This is a genomic window from Streptococcus oralis (assembly GCF_024399415.1).
GTDB classification, from domain to species: Bacteria; Bacillota; Bacilli; order Lactobacillales; family Streptococcaceae; genus Streptococcus; species Streptococcus oralis_CS.
The window spans coordinates 876,343-897,714 of record NZ_CP029257.1 but is presented as its reverse complement, the minus strand read 5'-3'; the positions used below and the strand labels follow the sequence as shown (position 1 = coordinate 897,714).

Genomic DNA, 21,372 nt, shown 5'->3' with positions numbered 1-21,372 from the left:
CTCCTTACTGGGCCTCTGGCATTTGCCGAACATCTACGAAGCGCCCTGCGATAGCCGCCGCAGCTGCCATAGCTGGACTGCAGAGATGGGTTTTAGCACCAAATCCTTGTCTGTCTTCAAAGTTTCGGTTACTGGTTGAGGCACAGTGGACACCATCAGGGACCTTGTCGGGATTCATCCCTAGGCACATAGAACAACCTGGGTCTCTCCATTCAAAGCCAGCGTCTAGGAAGACCTTATCCAAGCCCAACTTCTCAGCAGCTCGTTTGACAGGACGAGAACCTGGTACTACGATTGCTGTTAGATTGGGAGCAATTTTCTTCCCTTTGACAAATCGCGCAGCCAGCTGTAAGTCACTGAGACGAGCATTGGTACAAGACCCGATAAAGATATAACCTAGTTCAATGTCCGCTGGCTTTTGACCAGGCTCCAAGTCCATGTAATGATAAGCACGCTCATCGTTCATATCCTTGATTTCTGGGAAGCTACTGTCAAAGTCGACGCCCATAGCAGGATTGGTTCCCCAGGTCACCATAGGAGCCAAGTCTGAGACATCCATCCGGATAACCTTATCATAAACAGCATCATCATCGCTGACTAGGGTTTTCCAATCAGCCACAGCCTCCTCGAAAGCTTTGGGAACGCATTCCCGTCCCTTGAGATAGTCATAGGTGGTCTGATCTGGATTCATGATTCCCATCTTGGAGCCAAACTCGATAGACATATTGCAGATGGTCATTCTCTCTTCCATGGTCAGTGCATCAATTGCTTGTCCACGATATTCAACCACATAGCCAACACCACAGGCAACGCCGTACTTGGCAATTAAGGCGAGAATGTAATCCTTAGAATAGACTCCTTTTTGAGGAACACCAGTGAACTCTACCAGCATTTTCTTGGGTTTGACCTGCCAAAGGGTCTGGGTAGCAAAGACATGCTCGACCTCACTGGTCCCAATCCCAAAGGCGATAGCCCCGAAAGCTCCGTGAGTAGCTGTATGACTGTCTCCACAGACGATGAATTTTCCTGGTTGGGTCCGTCCTGTTTCTGGACCTACCATGTGAACGATTCCCTGCTTTTCAGAACCATGGGCAGCATGTTCAATCCCAAACTCCTCAACATTTTCAGCAAGCTTATCAATTTGAGCCTTAGAAATGACATCTCGAATATCGTAGATATTGACCGTTGGTACATTGTGGTCAAAGGTTCCGAATGTCAAGTCGGGCCGTCTCAATCTGCGCCCCGCATCTCGTAATCCTTGAAAAGCTTGGGGACTAGTCACTTCATGAATATAGTGCTGGTCCACATACATGAGTTGGGGCTGCCCTTCTTCTCCTGTGATGACATGACGGTCCCATAATTTATCAAAAATCGATTTTCCTGCCATCCATTACCTCCAAATAAAATATAAGGCTACTAGTGTGGTCACCATCCCTAGAAACCAAACTGTTTTAAAGTACCATTTTCTAGTCTTGTGGTGAAAGGTGATTCCTGCCAACCAGGCACCAAAACCACCAAAAGTAAAGGCTAAAATGAATAAGATTTTCTCTGGGACGCGCCAAGCACCTCTTCTTGCCTTGGATTTGTCAATGCCATAAATCAAGAAAACCAGCAAATTCCAAATCAAGAGGGCAAGTGTTATTCCTTCATTTATCTTCATAATCTTTCAATGATAGCTTCTGTCATTTCCTTGGTAGAAGCCTTTCCTCCTATATCTCTCGTTAAAATTCCTGCTGCCAAACTGGCTTCTACAGCATGTTCGATACGCTCTGCATCCTCATAACGTCCAAAGCTATCTCTCAACATCATGGCAACTGACAAAATCATAGAGATAGGATTGGCAATTCCTTGACCTGCAATATCAGGTGCCGAACCGTGAATAGGTTCATAAAGACTTGGGCCTTTTTCAGAATGACTGGCTGATGGCATGACGCCAAGTGTGCCTGATAAAACGCTTGATTCATCAGATAAGATATCTCCGAAAAGATTTTCCGTCACGATGACATCAAACTTGGCAGGATTGGTAATCATAAGCATAGCAGCTGAGTCCACCAACTGGTGTTCCAAGGTAACATCTGGGAAATCCTGCGCGACTTCCTCAGCTACTCTGCGCCAGAGTTTTGATGTTGCTAGAACATTTTGCTTATCGATACTAGTAACGATTTTTCTCCGATTTCTTGCGATTTCAAATGCCTTGAGAATGATCCGCTCTACTTCCTCATAGCTGTAGTCGTTGATATCACGCGCTTTGCGCTCTTCAAGGATATGATCCCCAAAGTAAATCCCACCTGTCAACTCACGCACCACGACAAAGTCTACACCAGCAATTCGTTCGGGTTTGAGAGGTGACAAATGCTTGAGACTATCAAAAATCTTAACAGGGCGAATATTGGCATAGAGATTGAGTTCCTTACGAAGAGCCAGCAAGCCTTGTTCAGGCCGAACCGATGCTCCATCATACTGAGGACTACCGATAGCCGCAAGGAGAATAGCATCTGCTTCTCTACATGCCTTGAGGGTTTCATCAGGTAAGGGATGCCCCGCAGCATCAATACCTGCACCTCCAAAGGGGCATCTATCTATCTCATAGTCAAAACCTGTTTTTGAAGCTAGAGCTTCCAGAACCGCTAAACCAGCTTCCATGATTTCTGGACCGATTCCATCCCCTGCTAGAGCTACTATTTTCTTTGTCATAGCCTTCTCCTTTACACACTAGGCATGTCTCGGTAGGAAACGCTATGCCCCATCTCACCTGCATTCTCTTTTTGAACAAAAGTATTAGCATTGATATAAGCAATAGCCGAAGCCTTCAATACATCGAAATCGAGACCTGCTGCGTTAAAGATGGTTTCTGTATCTCTGTTTTCAACAGTAACCAAGACACGAGCTTGAGCATCAATTCCATCTGTCACAGCATCAATGGTATAGGACACCAAGCGGACTGATTGGTTAAAGAATTTATCGATAGCGTTAAAGATCGCTTCAACGGAACCTTGCCCTGTTGCATTAAATTCGACTTTTTCACCATCCATATTGGCTAGGCTAACGAGCGCTTCAATGTCATTATCTGCATGGGTTTGAAGTTGTAAATCATCAAAGTGGAAGCCTTCAGGATTTTCAACCATGGTTCCAGCTACCAGAGCTCGAATATCTGCATCTGTGATTTCTTTTTTCTTGTCCGCTAGTGCCTTGAACTTAGCGAAGAGTGGTTTGATATCCTCTTCTGTAAAATCTAGGGCCAATTCTCTTAGTTTTTCAACAAAGGCATGGCGACCTGACAATTTTCCAAGCGGAAGGCTATTACTCTTAACACCGACCAATTCAGGTGTGATGATCTCATAAGTGAGAGGATTCTTAAGAACTCCATCTTGGTGAATACCAGACTCGTGAGAAAAGGCATTACCACCAACGACAGCCTTGTTTTTAGGAACTGGAATACCAGAGAAGCGAGAAACCATTTCAGACGTATTCATTGTTTCATCCAAAACAATATCACTAGTTGCTTGGAAGAAATCCTCACGAATCTTCAAAGCAACAGCTACTTCTTCAAGAGCAACATTACCTGCGCGTTCACCGATACCATTAATAGTTCCCTGGACACGTCCAGCACCGTGTTTAATTGCTGTCAAAGTATTTGCAGTTGCCATACCGAGATCATCGTGACAGTGGACACCAAAGACAACTTTATGATCTGATTTAATATTTTCAGTCAAGTGATCAAAGATACGTGCAAACTCTTCTGGAGTCGTAAAGCCAACTGTGTCAGGGATATTGATATAAGATGCACCTGCATCGACCGCTGTTTGAACGACTTGTAAGAGGAAATCCAACTCTGTTCTAGTCGCATCTTCAGGAGAGAATTCGACGATTTCAAACTTAGAACGAGCATAAGAAACATGTTCCTTGATAGCTTCTAAAATCTCTTCCTTGCTTTTATTGAGCTTATACTTGCGGTGAATCGGACTGGTAGCGATAAAGACATGAATTTGAGGATACTTGGCATCCTTAAGAGCCTCATAACAAGCATCAATATCAGATTTTACAGAACGAGCTAATCCTGTCACTGCTGTTTTTTTCATGGCTTTAGCAATTTTTTGAACGGCTATAAATGAATCTGGACTAGCAGCCGGAAAACCAGCTTCAATTACAGAAATTCCCCATTTCTCCAGCTGTCTTGCAATGGAAACTTTTTCCTTTATTGAGAAGTTAACACCAGGTGTTTGTTCCCCATCACGAAGGCTTGTATCAAAAAATTCAACTTTACGCATAAGATTTCCCCTTTTCCAAATGTAGTTTTAAAAAAAACATCTCGCTCAGAAGCCCAAGCGAGATGTTGATTTACTCCCGCTTGGTAAGCCAAACAGGACTAATGCTTTTGCACTAGCCCGAGTACCTCAACAACAAAGCAAATTGATTAAACTTAGCTGTTTTCATGTTTGACTTTCTCCTTCGTTTGATATCTTGTTTAGTATTTTAGCATAGCGAAAAACACTTGTCAAGAAAAAATCCATTATTTTCTGAAAATTTCTTCAGTAAAGAATATTTTGCTAATTGAAAGTATTTGAAAACTCAAGCGAATTCCCCTATTTTTTCACAGTCAAGTTCCAACTTCTTTCGATGAGTTCTATCACTTCTTCATCTTGCAAACTATCATCAAGCGCCAGACTAAGCCAGTAGCGTTTATTCATATGAAAAGCTGGATAAATACCCTTTTGTGAAAACAGGTCAGCTACTTGGTCGTGTTTGAGGTTGACTGCTTCGACTAGCCCTTCTCTCCCCTTTTCCAGCTTATCCCATGGGATTCTCATCAAAACAGCATACCACTTTTGATTGCCTTCATGACGCAATACAGCTGTATCAGGCGACTTTTCCCACAGATACTCCAACGGATCACCATACTTTTCCTGAACCTTATCCATGATACGCTTAGTCTGAGGGCAGATAAAATCCTGTACATCAAAGCAAGCCTTCCGAATCTGGTAAAGAATCTCCAAACAAGCCTCACGGACACTTCCGACAAAACTCCCACGCATGCTTTCCATATGAACTTGAGGATAGAGATCTCCCGTTTCCTGGTCAAAAACCTGAAAGCTCACATTATCAGGAGTGATGGAGAGTGTCATGAAAAATTCACCCTGCAAAATCTGGCAACTATAGGTCCAGACTTCCCCATTTTCCACAAAACCATAGGCATGGGCTTTTTCTTTATTAAACTGATAGGATTTAAAAATTTCAAACATAAGTGAAAACTGCTACCCAAAGCTAGCAGTTCCTTTCTATTTTTTAAAAGACAACCTTAGTTCCATGCAATTGTGTTACACCCAGCTGGTCGATAAAGGTTTGACGGTTGTCCAAGTCAATCCCCCCACCTGGTAGAATTTCAATTTTACCAGCTGCATGTTCCAAAATTCTGTGATAATGAGCAAAACGTTTCTCTAGCGAGTCTCCAGACACACCAGCACGAGTTAGGATACGGGTGACACCAGCTTGGCTTAGCCAGTCAATCGCTTCCAACTGGTCTTCATCACTCAATTCATCAAAGGCCATGTGGAAGACAATTTCCATCCCTTTTGATGCAGCAATCAACTTCTCAAGATTAGGTTTATCTAACTTTTTATCAGCAGTTAATGTCCCAAATACAACCCCTTGACTTCCAGCCTGAGCAGTCAAACGAATGTCTTCTAGCATGATCGCTATTTCAAGATCAGTATAGACAAAGTCGCCACCACGAGGACGAATCATAGTCATGATGGTGGTGTCGTAGTTAGCTGCCAGTTCAACCGCTGCCTTGGTCACTCCATAGCTAGGTGTTGTTCCTCCTACTGCTAGATTGTCACAAAGTTCGATTCGACGAGCTCCAGCCTGCATCGCTTTTTCAAGCAAGGTCACATTTTCAGCACAAAATTCGTAAATCATTTGATTCTCCTTGATGTTTTCTTTGAATTTATTATATCATATTATTTTAAATAGGCTTTCATTTTTATCAAGGCAAATAACTACTATTTTTATCTATTCTTTGTCAGGAATGACTTTAAAGAGATAGTAGGTGATAAAGACAGTCAAGGCTCCCAGACCGATTTTGACTGGCAAAAGAGGGGCAAAATAAATAGAAATCCCCATCAAGATATAGATAGATACGATGATTTTTTTCTTTCGTTCTCGCGCGATTGACTTGGTTTCCCGAAAGTCCGCTACATAGGTCTGATAAAGCTTTGTATGATAAAGCCAGTCTTCAAAACGCTTAGAAGATTTTGAAAAGCAAGCGATAGCTAACAAAAGAAAGGGTGTTGTTGGTAAAAGTGGTAAGACAACTCCAATAACAGCTAAAGCCAGTGAAATAAAGCCAATACTGAGATAAATGATACGCATGATTTCTCCTAGATAAATTACTCTTCCTCTAGTTTCGCATACAAGGGGGAAATTTGTCAAGCATCAACAAAAAAGAGCCTGAAATTCATTTTCAGGACTCTGCATTTTATTTAATTTTCTCTTCTTCGTAGTCGCCATTACTACATACAACCTGCTTACCACCACCACGGACTTTTTTCTCCACAAGGAAGTGTCCGCATTTTGGACAGTCACGGCCAATTGGTTTGTCCCAGGAAGTAAACTCACATTCTGGATAGCGATTGCAACCATAGAAGATACGATTGCGCTTGGTTTTGCGTTCGATGATTTGTCCTTGATGACAGCTTGGACACTCGACTCCAATCTCTTTGACAATTGCTTGTGTGTGACGGCAGTCTGGGAAATTACTACAAGCATAGAATTTACCAAAACGACCGAGCTTAATCACCATTGGACTGCCACAAACTTCACAGTCAAATCCAGCTGGCTCATCCTTAATCTGAATTTTTTCCATTTCGGATTCAGCCTTGGCTACTTCTTTGGAGAATGGTTTATAAAATTCGTCAATAACACGTTGCCACTGCTCTTTTCCAACTTCGACATCATCCAGTTTTCCTTCCATCTCAGCTGTGAAGGTCACATTGACAATATCTGGAAAATATTCAACGATGAGTTTATTGACAATTTCTCCCAATTCTGTTGGTTCAAATCGTTTGGCTGCCAGACGAACGTAGTAGCGTTTTTGGATAGTTTCAATTGTTGGAGCATAGGTTGACGGACGTCCAACTCCATTTTCTTCCAAGGTCTTGATAAGGGTCGCTTCCGAATAGCGAGCTGGCGGTTGAGTAAAATGTTGTTCTGGCTTGCTATTGACCTGCTTGACTACATCTCCTACTGCCATATCTGGCAACATCTTGTTCTTGTCAGAGTCATTGTAGATAGCAAGATACCCATCAAACTTAACTTGACTTCCATTTGCCGCGAATTGGACTCCATTTTGAGAGAGCTTAACAGCCATGGTATCAAAGATAGCGCCCGTCATCTGACTGGCCACAAAACGGTTCCAGATCAGGGTATAAAGTTTGAGCTGGTCTTTGTCCAAGTACTTAGCAATGCTTTCAGGTGTGTTAAAGACACTAGATGGACGAATGGCTTCGTGGGCATCCTGAGCACCTGAGGCATTCTTGACCTTGCTACCATGCTTGGAATACTTGCTACCAAAACGATCGTTGATGTAGCTAGCCGCTTCATTCTGAGCCACAGGACTGATACGAGTCGAGTCTGTACGCATATAGGTAATCAAACCTTGCACGCCTGTACCGATATTGATCCCTTCATAGAGCTGTTGGGCAACCATCATGGTCTTACGAGTACGGAAATTGATTTTGTTAGCAGCATCCATCTGCATGGTTGAGGTCGTATAAGGTAGTGGAGCATTGCGTTTGCGTTCTTTCTTATCTACCTGGTCAACTGTGAAGTCTTTGCTAGTCAAATGGGACAAGACTTCTTTGACTTCTTCGTTAGTGGTCAATTTCATCTTTTTGCCATTCATACCATAGAAAGAAGCCTGAAATTGCTTGGTTCCCTTCTTAAAGACACCATCAATTGTCCAGTATTCTTCTGGTTGGAAGGCATTGATTTCATTTTCACGGTCAATGATGAGCTTAAGGGCAACAGACTGCACGCGTCCTGCTGATAAGCCCTTCTTGACCTTTTTCCACAAAATAGGCGAAATCGAATACCCTACCAAGCGGTCTAAGACTCGACGAGCCTGTTGGGCGTCGACCAAGTCCATGTCAATCTTGCGAGGCTCTTTAAAGGCATTTTTTACTGCGTCTTTGGTAATTTCATTAAAGACTACACGGTTGGCATCATTCTCATCCAAGTTGAGAATGTGAGCCAAATGCCAGGAAATCGCTTCTCCTTCACGGTCCGGGTCACTTGCTAGAAAGACTTTATTGGCTTTTTTAGCTTCTTTTTTTAAGTCATTGATGAGAGGACCTTTTCCTCGGATATTGATATACTGTGGTTCATAGTTATTTTCAATGTCGACTGACATACTGGATTTCTTCAAATCACGGATATGCCCGACACTGGCTAAAACCTTGTAATTTCTGCCTAGATATTTCTCAATCGTTTTCGCCTTAGCAGGCGACTCTACGATGACTAGATTTTTCTTAACTGTTGATTTTTTCTTCTTTGTTGCCGTAGCCACACTATCACACCTTTTCAAAGTAATAAACTTTATAAAGTGTAAACCATTTTTCTATAGCTGTCAAGACCTAAGTCCTATATATAGAAGAAAAGTTTATCTGAGTGAACAAATTTCTCCTTAAAATTCAAACTCTGCCAGCACATCTTGACCACTTGTGACTAACTTTGCCCCCTCTTGGATCAGATGGTGGCAACCATCTGAATGGCCATCAAGAATGTTCCCTGGAATGGCAAAAACATCACGCCCTTCCTCCATAGCTCGCTCACAGGTGATGAGACTACCAGAACGCATCCTTGCTTCTGCTACAATCACACCACGGCAAAGGCCAGCAATGATGCGATTACGGGCTGGAAAGTGAAATTTCAAGGGTTCTTCACCAGGTCCATACTCGCTAAGTACTAAATGGTGATTGCCAATGTGTTCCTGCAAACGTTTATTGGCGCGAGGATAGAAAACATCCAATCCTGTTCCAATGACAGCAATTGTTCTTCCTCCATTCTGGAGTGCAGCCATATGGGCAGCTGTATCAATCCCTTTGGCTAAACCACTGACCACAATTAACTCATTTTCCAAACCTTGAATGACTTTCTGAACCGACTTTGCTCCCTGACTAGAACATGAACGACTCCCTACAACGGCAACCTTTGGAAACTTCAACAAGTCCAAATTCCCTTTATAAAACAAGAGCACTGGAGCATCATAAATCTCACTCAGATCCCAAGGATAACAGTCATCAAGAATAGAAAAGGATGGAAATTTCTGAAACTCCTTCTCCAAATGTGCATCATCTATCTGGAAATAGCGTTCCATAAAGACAGCAGGATTACGACACCCCGATAGTTCCGCAATATCACCTAGCAAAAGCTCCTGATCTACAGTCTCATCGTATTCAAGAACAGTTAGAATCTGTTGATTGGTCAGCCCAGCTTTTCTCAATTTGTAAATCTCATAGTTTGTGATCTTCATATACAACTCCATTTCTTTTTCTACTCATCTATCTATTCGTAAAAAAAAATAAAAAGAAGACCAAGGATCTTCTTTTTTTCATTTATTCAGATTTAGTAGTTGACCAGCTACTTTCAACCATCGGTAAGATTGTTTTTAAAGTTTCCCCATCTCCTTCAAGTGAAACATAGCGGATTTTACCATCATTTGATCGGAAAACCCAGGTAACAAGGTATTTCCCTGACTTAGCAATTGCATTGACAACATAGGCTTCATAGCCTCCAATGGTCGATTTGGAACCCCAGACCTTACTGAAATCAGAGCTTTGTTCCTTGGAAGTTAAAATACTAGATGAGACAGTCACAACATCCAGTTTAGCATATTCTTCTTCGCTGATATTGAACTGATCAGCCTTGAAGGTATTCAGCGTAACAATGTTGATATCTGTTCCATCACAATACTGTATATCATTTCCACCTTCTACTTCATGGAATCGAACCCATGATTTGGGTACCTTGACAAACCCATACTCATTCGAGCCGATGATTTGCGTCTCTTCCTTTCTCGCTTCAGAAAAGGCAGAGCTAGAGTTGCTCGTTTCCTGACTGCTAGAAGAACTAACAACCGCAGTCGAACTTTCTTCGATTGCTGCTTGCGAATTATTGGAGCATGAAGCTAAAAAAGCACTAACAGTAACTACAGTACTTAAAATTAATAATTTTTTCATCCTACCACCTTTCCATCTGCATTATAAGAAAAATAAGGTCTTCTGTCAAATTCTAACCTAATCAATTCTGTTCGTTTACGATTTTATAGCTCACATTTAAAGCAAAAACTCTTGAAAAATCTTCAAGAGTTTTATTTTATAATTCTATTCTTCATCCATGCTTAAGACGCTAAGGAAGGCTTCTTGTGGGACTTCTACTGATCCGATAGCTTTCATACGTTTCTTACCAGCTTTTTGTTTTTCAAGCAGTTTGCGTTTACGAGAAACGTCACCACCGTAACATTTGGCAAGTACGTTCTTACGAAGGGCCTTGATATCAGTACGAGCCACGATTTTGTGCCCAATAGCTGCTTGAATGGGTACCTCAAACTGTTGACGAGGGATGATTTTCTTGAGCTTATCCACGATGAGTTTCCCACGTTCGTAGGCAAAATCCTTGTGAACGATAAAGCTGAGGGCGTCCACCTTGTCTCCATTGAGAAGGATATCCATTTTGACTAGCTTAGATGAGCGGTACTCTGACAATTCGTAGTCAAAGCTTGCATAACCACGCGTCGAAGACTTAAGCTTATCAAAGAAGTCAAAGACAATTTCAGCAAGCGGAATTTGATAGATAACATTGACACGATTATCATCAATATAGTCCATGGTCACAAAATCCCCACGCTTACGCTGAGCCAGTTCCATCACTGCTCCGACGAACTCCTGTGGTACCATGATTTGCGCCTTGACATACGGCTCTTCAATAGTCGCAATCTTGGTTGGGTCTGGAAATTCAGAGGGGTTAGACACATCCATAGACTCACCGTCAGTTTGGTTAACCTTGTAAATAACAGACGGAGCTGTCATGATGAGGTCAATGTTGAACTCGCGCTCTAAACGCTCTTGAATAACATCCATATGGAGAAGTCCAAGGAATCCACAACGGAAACCAAATCCAAGCGCCTGAGATGTTTCTGGTTCAAACTGCAGGCTGGCATCGTTGAGCTGCAATTTTTCTAGGGCTTCACGTAGGTCATTGTACTTGTTTGACTCGATTGGATAAAGACCTGCAAAGACCATAGGATTCATCTGCTTGTAGCCATCTAGCGGTTCTGCTGCAGGATTGCTTGCTAGGGTCACTGTATCACCCACGCGCGTATCTTGAACCGTCTTGATGGAAGCCGCAATATAACCAACATCACCAGTCGCAAGGAAATCGCGGCCTACTGCTTTCGGCGTGAAAATACCAACTTCCGTCACATCAAAGGTCTTGCCATTGCTCATGAGTTGAATCTTATCGCCAGGTTTGACAACTCCATCCATGACACGCACTTGAAGGATAACCCCACGATAGGCATCATAAACTGAGTCGAAAATCAAAGCTTTTAATGGAGCTGAAACATCACCAGTTGGAGCTGGAACTTTTTCAACGATCTGCTCAAGAATCTCTTCAATACCAATACCAGCTTTGGCTGAAGCTAAGACTGCTTCGCTGGCATCCAGTCCGATGACATCCTCAATCTCCGTACGCACGCGCTCTGGATCAGCTGCTGGAAGGTCAATCTTGTTAATGACTGGCAGAATTTCCAAATCATTATCCAATGCTAGATAAACGTTAGCAAGTGTTTGAGCTTCAATCCCTTGAGCCGCATCAACCACCAAAATCGCTCCTTCACAGGCAGCTAGCGAACGCGACACTTCATAGGTAAAGTCCACGTGCCCTGGCGTGTCAATCAAGTGGAAAATATAAGTTTCCCCATCTTTTGCACTGTAATTCAACTCAATGGCATTCAACTTAATGGTAATCCCACGTTCACGCTCAAGATCCATACTATCCAAAAGCTGGGCTTGCATTTCACGACTAGAAACCGTCTCCGTCTTTTCCAAAATGCGGTCTGCTAGGGTTGATTTCCCATGGTCAATATGGGCGATAATAGAGAAGTTTCGAATCTTCTCCTGTCGTTTTTTCAAATCTTCTAAGTTCATGATGCTCTTCCTTTCAGGGTATCTATTAATTATAAATTGTTTTTAACATTTTGACAAGACCATACCCTGCTAGGAGTACTAATCTTCGGCAATAAAGCCATCATTTTCGATAAAGTAGTGTTCGGTCATTCCTTGGTCTGTAAAGATGATTCCATGAAGGACACCACCATAGACAGCTCCTCCATCCATACCAATCTTGCCATCCTCTGTTATCCAAAGCTCAGCTGTACCTCGGTCTTGCTTGAGCAAACCATAAACCGGTGTATGCCCAAAGACAATGGTTTTTCCAGTATGATTTTCAGCTTCGTGGAATGGTTTTCTGAGCCAGACTTTCTTGTAATCTGTTGTTTCATGCCACTCATCCAAAGTTAAATCAATACCTGCGTGAACAAAGATATATTTGTCTGTCTCTACTACAAATGGCATTTGACGAATAAATTCGACCAAGTCTGCCGCTTCTGTCGCAACCCGTTTGGCATCTTCTACGCCATCAACTGGCGCATCCAAGGGACGACCTAAAATAGAGTTAATAGTTGTATCTCCACCATTGCGACGATAATGGTCATAGCTTTCTTCTGGATCATCGAGCCAAGTCAGAAACATATACTCATGGTTTCCTGATAGACAGATAGCTCCATGATTGTCCACCAAATCTTTGACCATTTCTAGAACACGGCGACTATCCTCACCACGGTCAATCAAATCCCCCAGAAAAAGCAACTGAGTTTGACCATCCCAGGTTTTGAGCAGTTCTTCTAGCATACCTGCTTTCCCGTGAACATCTCCAATTACATAATAGTCTGTCATTTATTTCATCCTCGTTTGCAATAATTCTCTGGCTTGAGTAAGGGCAGCTTCTGTTACATTTTCCCCAGCCAACATTTTAGCTACTTCCTCTACTCGCTCTTCTAAAGTCAAAAGGCGAACCGTCGACACCGTAGAATGCTCATCGCTAATCTTCTCAATAAAGAATTGATAATCCGCGATCGCAATTACTTGAGGTAAGTGAGAGATTGCTAAGACTTGGCCATGCTGGCCTATCTTATGAATCTTCTGTGCGATGGCTTGGGCCACGCGACCTGAAACTCCCGTATCCACCTCATCAAAGACAATACTGGTCTTGCCTTCTTTACGAGAAAAGGCAGACTTGATAGCCAACATGAGACGGGATAATTCCCCACCAGATGCAACTTTGACCAAAGGCTTAAAGTCCTCACCTGGGTTGGTGGAAATGTAAAATTCAACTGCTTCATTTCCTTCACGGCTGAACTTACTCTTACTAAAGCGAACCTGAAATTGTGCCTTCTCCATATAGAGATCCTGCAGTTCTTGCTTAATCTCAGCTTCAAGCTGCAGGGCCAAATCATGACGAGCTGATGCAAGTTGCCCTGCCAAATCGACAAGATTAACTTCCAATTTCTTGAGCTCTGCTTCCATGTCTTCAGAAGAAAGATTATTTCCAGTCAAGAGATTGTACTCATCCGTAATCTTGGCAAAATAAAGCAGGACATCGTCCACAGTCCCACCGTACTTGCGGGTAATAGTATTTATAAGGTCTAAGCGATTCTCAACCTGCATGAGGCGATTGCCATCAAAATCCAAGTCCTCAATAATATCTTCCAAACGCTTTGTAATATCTTCTAAAACATAGTAGGTCTCAGACAGAGAACTTGAAATTTCACGGTATTCAGGGTCATACTCTTCGACACTTTCCATGTCATTCATTGCTGAACGGACATTAGCAAGACTGGAGAATTCCTCATTGTCCAACATGCTATAGGCATTGGTTAGCGTATCCGCAATATTTTTGTGATTGAGGAGTTTATCTCGTTCTTGGTTGAGAGCCAAGTCTTCTCCAGCCTGCAAGTTTGCAGCCTCAATCTCTGCCACTTGAAATTCCAACATCTCAATACGAGCCTTGTGTTCCTGTTGGTTTTTCTTGACTTCCAAAACCTGCTTACGCATTTTGCGATAGGCATCAAAGCTCGTCTGATAGGTCTCCTTCAGCTCCAAGAAAGCTGCATCACCAAACTCATCCAACATCTGGATGTGCAGTTGTGGACGCATTAACTCCTCTTGGTCATGCTGACCATGGATATCTACAAGATGTTGCCCTATAGCACGCAAGACAGAAAGATTGACCATCTGACCATTCACGCGACTAACACTCCGACCGTTTTGCAGAATTTCACGCCGGATGATGATCTCATCGCCCAATTCTAAACCTTGCTCATCAAAAAGTTCCTGTAAAAGGCGACTGTTTTCAACCGAGAAAAGCCCCTCAATCTCTGCCTTTGGCGCACTGTGGCGAATAACGTCTGTCGTTGCACGAGCCCCCAACATGAGATTCATAGCGTCGATAATGATAGACTTTCCAGCACCCGTTTCCCCGGTCAAAACAGTCATACCCTTTTCAAAATTGAGCGAAATCGCCTCAATAATGGCAAAGTTTTTTATTGAAATTTCAAGTAACATACTGACCTACCATTTTTTGACTTGTTCAACAATTTCTTCAGCTGCCTCTGCTGTTCTAGCTACAATTAAGATAGAATCATCATCAGCTAGACAGCTAAAAATCTGTTCAGGAAATGCTTCGACCAACTGACTCTTCACAAAAATAGTATTTCCAGGAATGACAGCAAGGTTGATCATATTTCCCATTAACTCAGAACTCACAATATTGTCCTCAGCCAACTGCAAACTTTTGACGATTGATTTTGGCAACTCATAGATATAGGTGTTGTTCTTCAAAGGAATTTTAACAATACCAAGCTCCTTGATGTCCCTTGAGACAGTGGCTTGCGTAGCAGAAATACCTGCTTCCTTCAAATGCTCAACGATTTCTTCCTGAGTCCCGATTTGATAATCCGTAACAAATCTTCTAATTTTTTCAAGTCTCTCTTTTTTATTCATCTTTAAATTCTCTATGTGCTCTCTCTACAACTTTTTCTATTTCGGGGGCAACTTGATTGCTTGCTCCCTCTTCCTTTTTCAAATATGCCAGAAATTCGATGTTTCCATGTCCTCCTTGGATTGGTGAATAGTCTAATCCAAGCACTGAAAAACCTTGTTCAACCGCCATAGCAGTGACAGATTCAAGGACAGTTTGATGAACCTTGGCATCGCGAATGATTCCATTTTTCCCAATCTGCTCACGACCTGCTTCAAACTGAGGTTTGACAAGTGCTACCACCTGCCCTTGATCTGCCAAAACACGGTGTAAGGCAGGCAAAATCAGACTGAGGGAAATGAAACTCACATCAATACTGGCAAAACTTGGTTCCTGCTCAAAATCAGTCTTTTCAGCATAACGAAAATTAAACTGCTCCATGCTGACAACCCGTGGGTCTTGGCGTAATTTCCAAGCCAACTGATTGGTACCAACATCGACTGCAAAGACCAACTCAGCACCATTTTGCAACATGACGTCAGTAAATCCTCCAGTGGAAGCCCCAATATCAATCGTTGTCACTCCCTCGACTGACAAATCAAAGACCTCCAAGGCCTTCTCTAGTTTTAGACCACCTCGACTGACATACTTGAGTTTTTCACCCTTGAGTTTTAGTTCAGTATCATCTGGGATTTTCTCTCCTGGCTTGTCAAAACGCTCCCCATTGAGGACAGCTACAACCAGACCAGCCATGACACCGCGTTTAGCCTGTTCTCGCGTTTCAAACAAGCCCTGTTTATAAGCTAGTACATCCACTCTTTCCTTAGCCATTGATTCTCAAACTTTCTACTACTTTCACAATCGGCTCTGTTTCAAAGCTGACTTGCTGGGCAATTTCTTCTAACTTGGCATTAGCTTGATCCAAGGTTTGGTTACAAAAAGCAATGGCCTCCTCCAAACCCAGCAAGGCTGGATAGGTTGATTTTTCAGCCTGCAAATCCTTTTGTGGAGTCTTGCCGATTTCCTCAAAACTAGCTGTCACATCCAGCACATCATCTCGAACTTGAAAGGCCAGCCCAATCAATTCACCCACAGTTTTCAATTTTGCTTGGATTTCTGGTTCCAATTCCGCAATGATAGCAGCTGCTTGGAAAGGATAAGCTAGTAATTTTCCAGTCTTATTGGCATGAATGGTCTGAAGTTCTTCCAAGGATAAATGCTGGTGTTCGCCTTCCATATCTAAAACCTGCCCTGCCACCATACCTAGACTCCCTGAAGCAAGGGATAAGTTGGCAATCAAATCCACCTTGATCTGACTTGATAAATCTGCCTGCGCTATCAAGGCATAGGGATCTAGGAACAAGGCGTCTCCTGCCAATATTGCCATCGCTTCGCCAAATTTCTTATGATTGGTTAAACGCCCTCGACGGTAATCGTCATCATCCATAGCAGGAAGGTCATCGTGAATCAAGCTCCCTGTATGAATCATTTCCAAGGCCGCGGCTACCTGCGCATGAGCTGGTTGGATAACCACTTTCAGGGATTCCAAAACTTCTAGCAAAAGAAAAGGGCGAATACGCTTGCCACCAGCATGAATGGAATAGAGAACAGACTCTCGCAAACTAGAGGCAAACTGCTGGTCTCCATAAAAATCTTCCAAAGCCGATTCAACAAGAGCTAATTTTTCTTGCTTCTTCATTCAAAATCACTTTCTGTCCCGTCTTCTTGCATGACCTTAACCAAGGTCTTTTCAGCCTTGTCCAGCGTCGCTTGGAGCTCTTTTGACAAGACCATTCCCTTTTGAAAGGCAGCAATCGCATCTTCTAAAGCAATTTCACCATTTTCTAAACTTTGGACAATGGTCTCCAGTTCTGCTAGATTTTCCTCAAATTTCTTTTGTTTTGACATCTTTAACCTCTAATTCTACTTGACCATCTCGCATCAAAAGCGTCACTTGATCTTTTTTATTCAACATCTCAACAGAATCGACTACGGACTCTTCTTTTTTGACAATTGCATAACCACGAGCCACGATTCGACTGGTATCCAACATCATCAAAGCTTCTGAAAGTCGCTTGACTTCAGCAACCTTGGCATCATAAACCAGCGCCATTTGGCTGCGTAGGAGCTTGTCCAACTGACCTAGACGGTCTTGATAACGCTGGATTTTGGTAATAGGTGATAGTTGGACCAGTCGATGCGTCCTTGCTTGGACTAGTTGTCTGTTATCAGAAATCCGTGTTCGCAAACTTTGTTTTAAGCGCAGTTGTAGTTGATCTAACCGTTGCAAATAACCATCATACAAGCGCTCTGGCTGTCTAAAGATGACTGACTGACTGCATTTTTTCAGAGCTTCTTTTTTTCTTGACAGGACATTCTGAACTGCTGTTGCCATCCGCTTTTCCTGATTTTGCAAATGGGTTAACACATCCAACTTAGTCACAGGCGTAGCCAGTTCAGCTGCAGCTGTTGGCGTTGCAGCACGGCGATCTGCCACAAAATCCGCCAAGGTCACATCTGTTTCATGCCCAACACTAGAAATAACTGGCAAACGGGATTCAAAAATAGCCCGTACCACGATCTCTTCGTTAAAAGCCCAGAGATCCTCAATGGAACCCCCACCGCGACCAATGATGAGAACATCTAGGTCCTCACGTTGATTGGCACGCGCAATATTTCGAGCAATTTCCTCCGCAGCTCCATCACCTTGTACCTTTGTCGGATAGAGAAGGATATCAACACCAGGAAAACGTCTGCTGACGGTCGTGATGATATCTCGAATAACAGCACCACTACGACTGGTTACTACGCCGATACGCTTAGGAAATTGGGGAAGAGGTTGCTTGAATCTCTCTTGAAACAGACCTTCTTCTGTCAGTTTCTTCTTGAGTTGTTCAAACTGAATCGCGAGCGCCCCAACCCCATCAGGCTCAGCTTTTTCAATGATGATAGAGTAGCTCCCGCTGGGTTCATAGACCTGCACACGCCCAATCACATTGATTTTCATTCCCTCTTCCAAGTCGAAACCTAATTTTTGATAAATCCCAGACCAGATGGTCGCTTGAATAACTGCATGGTCATCTTTTAAGGAGAAATATTGGTGAGTAGGTCGTTTACGAAAGTTGGAAACTTGACCAGTTAAATAGACCCGTTCCAAGTAAGGGTCTTTATCGAATTTCATTTTCAGATACTTGGTCAAAGTTGTTACCGATAAATACTTTTCCATCTCCACCTACTATTCATTTTCTTGCTTTTCCATGGGTATTATTATACCAAAAACATGCTTAAAAATCACCTTTTTCCTACTGAAACTAAAGGAAAAATAGAAAAAGGAGGCTAGGCCTCCTCATCTGATTATTTACTGTTTCGCGCTTCTTCCAAAATCTTAGAAATTTTGGTGGTCAAAAGGTCGATAGCAACTGTATTGCTAACCCCTTCAGGAATGACGAGATCCGCATAACGCTTGGTCGGCTCGATAAACTGGTGATACATAGGTTTAACTACACCTAAGTACTGGTCAATAACGCTATCTAAACTACGGCCACGCTCTTCCATATCACGCTTGATACGACGAATAATACGCACATCATCATCTGTATCCACAAAAATCTTGATATCCATCAAATCGCGCAGGCGCTTGTCCTCCAAGACCAAAATCCCCTCAACGATAAAGACATCCTGAGGCTCCTGACGATAGGTCTTGCTACTCCGTGTATGCGCTGTATAGTCATAAGTTGGTATGTCCACTGGGCGCCCTGCCAACAATTCCTTAATCTGCTCGATCATCAAATCTGTATCAAAGGCAAATGGATGGTCATAGTTAGTTTTGACACGCTCTTCAAAAGTCAAGTGAGACTGATCCTTGTAGTATGAATCATGCTCAATCATGGAAATCTTTTCATCAGGGAAATGCGATAAAATGGCTCTCGAAACACTGGTCTTACCACCACCAGAACCACCTGTCACTCCGATAATGATTGGTCTATTTTGCATGCTATCCTCCGTTTTTTTATCCGTGGTCTATTCTATCACATTTTTTGCAAAATTTATAGTCTGATTTGGATAGTCTAGGGGAAACAAATCCATCCCCACACTCCAGTTAGACTAGCCCAAAACCTTCCTTGGTTTGTAGAAATTGTCTCGTTTTTCTAGAATGGCTAGCAATGTATCTCCTTCAAAGGCAGCTAATTCCTTATCTGACTGATCAAGCTCAATAAAACGACCAAAGCGAATTTCTGTAGCTTGTTCTGGAGTTAGGGTAACTTTAACAAGATCCCCCGTTCCAATCTCTAGAGGATGGAGAAAGTCCAGCTGACCAGCCTCCACTTTTTCAGCAATTTCGTCCAAGGTAAGAGCATCTTCTAGTTGTAAACCTGCAGCACTGGTTCGAGTCAGATGCGACATATGGGCCGCATAACCAAGCTTCTCTCCCAAGTCAACTGATAAGGTACGGATGTAAGTCCCTTTACTGCATTTTACACGAAAAGTAAAGCGTGCAAGATGACCCTCATAAGAAATCGGACTTGTCCGCTCAAATTGATAAATGGTTACCAGGCGTTCTGGACGCTCTACTTCCTGACCAGCACGCGCATACTCATAGAGCTTGCGACCATTGACCTTAACAGCCGAATACATAGGCGGAATCTGAGTAATAGGCCCAGTCAGACTGGCAATCGCTTCATCGACAATGGTTTCATCCAAGGGCGACAAAACAGGTGTCTCAGCAACCACTTCCCCACTAGCATCCTCGGTCGTTGTTGAATAGCCGAGAGTGATTTCCCCCTCATAGACCTTGCCCTCATCCTGCATGAACTCGACCATACGTGTCGCCTTGCCCACCGCAATAGGTAAAACACCCACCACATCCGGATCCAGCGTCCCACCATGACCGATTTTCTTAGTTCCCAAAATCTTACGCAGTTTAAAAACCGCGTCATGCGAGGTCATCCCCGCTTCTTTTTTTAAGTTGATAATACCGTTCATTTTTGCTTTCTAATTTCCCTTTCACTTCTATTCCTCATTGTTTAAATCAATTTTTTTAATATCATATAAATCCTCAGAGTAAAATAGTTTACCCGACTCAATTGGTAAAATATATTCAAAATTATCATCATTTTCAAGCCGCTTATACTTTCCATTAACAACCGAAAAGGAGTCAGTATTTATGTTGTAATATCCATCTGGAAGGCTTGAAAAATCAATATCTCCTAGTTCCAATAGATTGCTTTTACTAAGTGATAAATGCAACCAAAGGGCTCCGTCCTTCATAAAGTCTTTAATAGAAAGAGTCGCATATCCTCTAAAAGCTTGATTTTCTTTACTTGATGAATTTTGATTTCGAATAGCTTTTTCTACTAGAAAAGGAGTTAACCTATATGAACTTGATATTTTAAAACCAGGGCTAGCTAATGGCTGTTCTTTATCATCAATAACTACTAAATCATAGCCTTTCTTTTGTATTGCACTTTCTACAGCAGATTTAAAATCATTCAGAACTGTCTGCGCTTCTTGGCTTGATACAGAGAGCTTCAAGAATTCTTTAAGACCATAATTCTCATTAATGAAACTGACCTCTGTTAATTTTTGACGAATGTACTTAGCACCTACTTGAATCGTTATCCCATTATCCGATACATCAAAAATACTAATATCTGAAACGTTGCTATCTATTTCTACGCTTTTAAGAGTGACATCATAATTCATTCCCCTAGAAGAATAAAACTCTTTTAACTGTTGAACTTTAGCGTTATTTCTAAAGTGGATTTGAATTCTACTTCCTACAAATGGAGAAAAAATACCAATCAAAAATAGAATAAGTAACTTGCGACTTATTTTTGGATTGTAGTCTTCCTTTTGATAAATCCAATCTAAATATGGAAATAGAAATAATGAAAAAATGAAACTCCAAAGGTCAATATCTTTTATAAAGTCAAAGGAAACGATCATTTTAAATCTTAGCAAAAATATCAGAAAAATTGCTAAAAAAATATTTCCAACCAATAGGAATGCAATGATGCGTTCCGATTCATTTTTTGCTTTTCGCACATAAGATATACCCACCAGAAGATTAGCCAAAAAACTAATTCCATAACCGAATATAGTTGGAATCAATCCAAAAATAGCAAATAATAAATTATATCTTGAGTCAGTATCACCTACGCCTTCAATATTTAAAAGACCATATAGGAGATTAAGAAAAAATACAACTAGTGGCAAATATGCAATATAGATATCCGAAAATTTCAAAGTTTTTTTCATAGGAACTCCTGTTTTTAAGGC

General features: G+C 42.1%; 21 protein-coding genes. All 21 read right to left on the bottom strand.

Annotated elements, in window-relative coordinates; translation table 11 throughout:
* Positions 1-4: 4 nt before the first annotated feature.
* The 21 genes from leuC to DG474_RS04320 all read right to left on the bottom strand — a co-directional run bounded on the left by leuC (position 5) and on the right by DG474_RS04320 (position 21,351).
* Positions 5-1,387 (bottom strand): 3-isopropylmalate dehydratase large subunit, encoded by a 1,383-nt coding sequence (leuC, locus tag DG474_RS04420; RefSeq protein WP_255778904.1) that lies wholly within the window; start codon positions 1,385-1,387, stop codon positions 5-7.
* Between the two features lie 3 nt (positions 1,388-1,390).
* A complete protein-coding gene (locus DG474_RS04415; RefSeq protein ID WP_255778903.1) occupies positions 1,391-1,660 on the bottom strand; it encodes a DUF1294 domain-containing protein in 270 nt (89 codons plus the stop codon).
* Positions 1,657-2,694, bottom strand: a complete 1,038-nt coding sequence (gene leuB, locus DG474_RS04410) for a 3-isopropylmalate dehydrogenase (RefSeq protein ID WP_255778902.1) — start codon at positions 2,692-2,694, stop codon at positions 1,657-1,659. Before leuB ends, DG474_RS04415 begins: the two co-directional genes overlap by 4 nt.
* Before the next feature lie 11 nt (positions 2,695-2,705).
* The gene (locus tag DG474_RS04405) at positions 2,706-4,268 is read right to left on the bottom strand and encodes a 2-isopropylmalate synthase (RefSeq protein WP_255778901.1); all 1,563 of its coding nucleotides are present in this window, start codon (positions 4,266-4,268) and stop codon (positions 2,706-2,708) included.
* 315 nt (positions 4,269-4,583) lie between these two features.
* Positions 4,584-5,240: an MmcQ/YjbR family DNA-binding protein gene (locus DG474_RS04400; protein ID WP_255778900.1), complete on the bottom strand. Its 657-nt coding sequence runs from the start codon at positions 5,238-5,240 to the stop codon at positions 4,584-4,586.
* Positions 5,241-5,283: 43 nt separating this feature from the next.
* Positions 5,284-5,916: a copper homeostasis protein CutC gene (locus tag DG474_RS04395; protein WP_255778899.1), complete on the bottom strand. Its 633-nt coding sequence runs from the start codon at positions 5,914-5,916 to the stop codon at positions 5,284-5,286.
* A 93-nt stretch (positions 5,917-6,009) separates the two neighbouring features.
* Positions 6,010-6,369, bottom strand: a complete 360-nt coding sequence (locus DG474_RS04390; RefSeq protein ID WP_061420861.1) for a YbaN family protein — start codon at positions 6,367-6,369, stop codon at positions 6,010-6,012.
* A gap of 106 nt (positions 6,370-6,475) precedes the next feature.
* A complete protein-coding gene (gene topA / locus DG474_RS04385; RefSeq protein WP_255778897.1) occupies positions 6,476-8,563 on the bottom strand; it encodes a type I DNA topoisomerase in 2,088 nt (695 codons plus the stop codon).
* Positions 8,564-8,680: 117 nt separating this feature from the next.
* A complete protein-coding gene (gene dprA, locus DG474_RS04380; protein ID WP_255778896.1) occupies positions 8,681-9,529 on the bottom strand; it encodes a DNA-processing protein DprA in 849 nt (282 codons plus the stop codon).
* An 82-nt stretch (positions 9,530-9,611) separates the two neighbouring features.
* The gene (locus tag DG474_RS04375) at positions 9,612-10,235 is read right to left on the bottom strand and encodes a hypothetical protein (protein WP_255778895.1); all 624 of its coding nucleotides are present in this window, start codon (positions 10,233-10,235) and stop codon (positions 9,612-9,614) included.
* A gap of 144 nt (positions 10,236-10,379) precedes the next feature.
* Positions 10,380-12,203, bottom strand: coding sequence for a translation elongation factor 4 (gene lepA, locus DG474_RS04370; RefSeq protein WP_255778894.1), 1,824 nt, complete (start codon positions 12,201-12,203; stop codon positions 10,380-10,382).
* Between the two features lie 78 nt (positions 12,204-12,281).
* A complete protein-coding gene (locus DG474_RS04365) occupies positions 12,282-13,010 on the bottom strand; it encodes a metallophosphoesterase family protein (RefSeq protein WP_255778891.1) in 729 nt (242 codons plus the stop codon).
* The gene (gene recN, locus DG474_RS04360) at positions 13,011-14,678 is read right to left on the bottom strand and encodes a DNA repair protein RecN (protein ID WP_255778890.1); all 1,668 of its coding nucleotides are present in this window, start codon (positions 14,676-14,678) and stop codon (positions 13,011-13,013) included.
* A gap of 6 nt (positions 14,679-14,684) precedes the next feature.
* Complete coding sequence (locus DG474_RS04355) at positions 14,685-15,116, bottom strand: arginine repressor (protein WP_070697264.1); 432 nt, start codon at positions 15,114-15,116, stop codon at positions 14,685-14,687.
* Positions 15,109-15,924: a TlyA family RNA methyltransferase gene (locus DG474_RS04350; protein ID WP_255778889.1), complete on the bottom strand. Its 816-nt coding sequence runs from the start codon at positions 15,922-15,924 to the stop codon at positions 15,109-15,111. The genes DG474_RS04355 and DG474_RS04350 overlap by 8 nt, the downstream gene beginning before the upstream one ends.
* Complete coding sequence (locus tag DG474_RS04345; RefSeq protein ID WP_000743829.1) at positions 15,917-16,792, bottom strand: polyprenyl synthetase family protein; 876 nt, start codon at positions 16,790-16,792, stop codon at positions 15,917-15,919. Before DG474_RS04345 ends, DG474_RS04350 begins: the two co-directional genes overlap by 8 nt.
* Positions 16,789-17,001 (bottom strand): exodeoxyribonuclease VII small subunit, encoded by a 213-nt coding sequence (locus DG474_RS04340; protein WP_000043226.1) that lies wholly within the window; start codon positions 16,999-17,001, stop codon positions 16,789-16,791. Before DG474_RS04340 ends, DG474_RS04345 begins: the two co-directional genes overlap by 4 nt.
* A complete protein-coding gene (gene xseA, locus DG474_RS04335; RefSeq protein ID WP_255778888.1) occupies positions 16,979-18,319 on the bottom strand; it encodes an exodeoxyribonuclease VII large subunit in 1,341 nt (446 codons plus the stop codon). Before xseA ends, DG474_RS04340 begins: the two co-directional genes overlap by 23 nt.
* A gap of 128 nt (positions 18,320-18,447) precedes the next feature.
* Entirely contained in the window at positions 18,448-19,086 is a 639-nt protein-coding gene (udk, locus tag DG474_RS04330) for a uridine kinase (protein WP_049518807.1), read from the bottom strand.
* Positions 19,087-19,197: 111 nt separating this feature from the next.
* A complete protein-coding gene (truB, locus tag DG474_RS04325) occupies positions 19,198-20,076 on the bottom strand; it encodes a tRNA pseudouridine(55) synthase TruB (protein WP_255778887.1) in 879 nt (292 codons plus the stop codon).
* Positions 20,077-20,103: 27 nt separating this feature from the next.
* On the bottom strand, positions 20,104-21,351 hold the full coding sequence (locus DG474_RS04320; RefSeq protein ID WP_255778886.1) for a glutamyl-tRNA amidotransferase: 1,248 nt from the start codon (positions 21,349-21,351) through the stop codon (positions 20,104-20,106).
* Between the last annotated feature and the right edge of the window lie 21 nt (positions 21,352-21,372).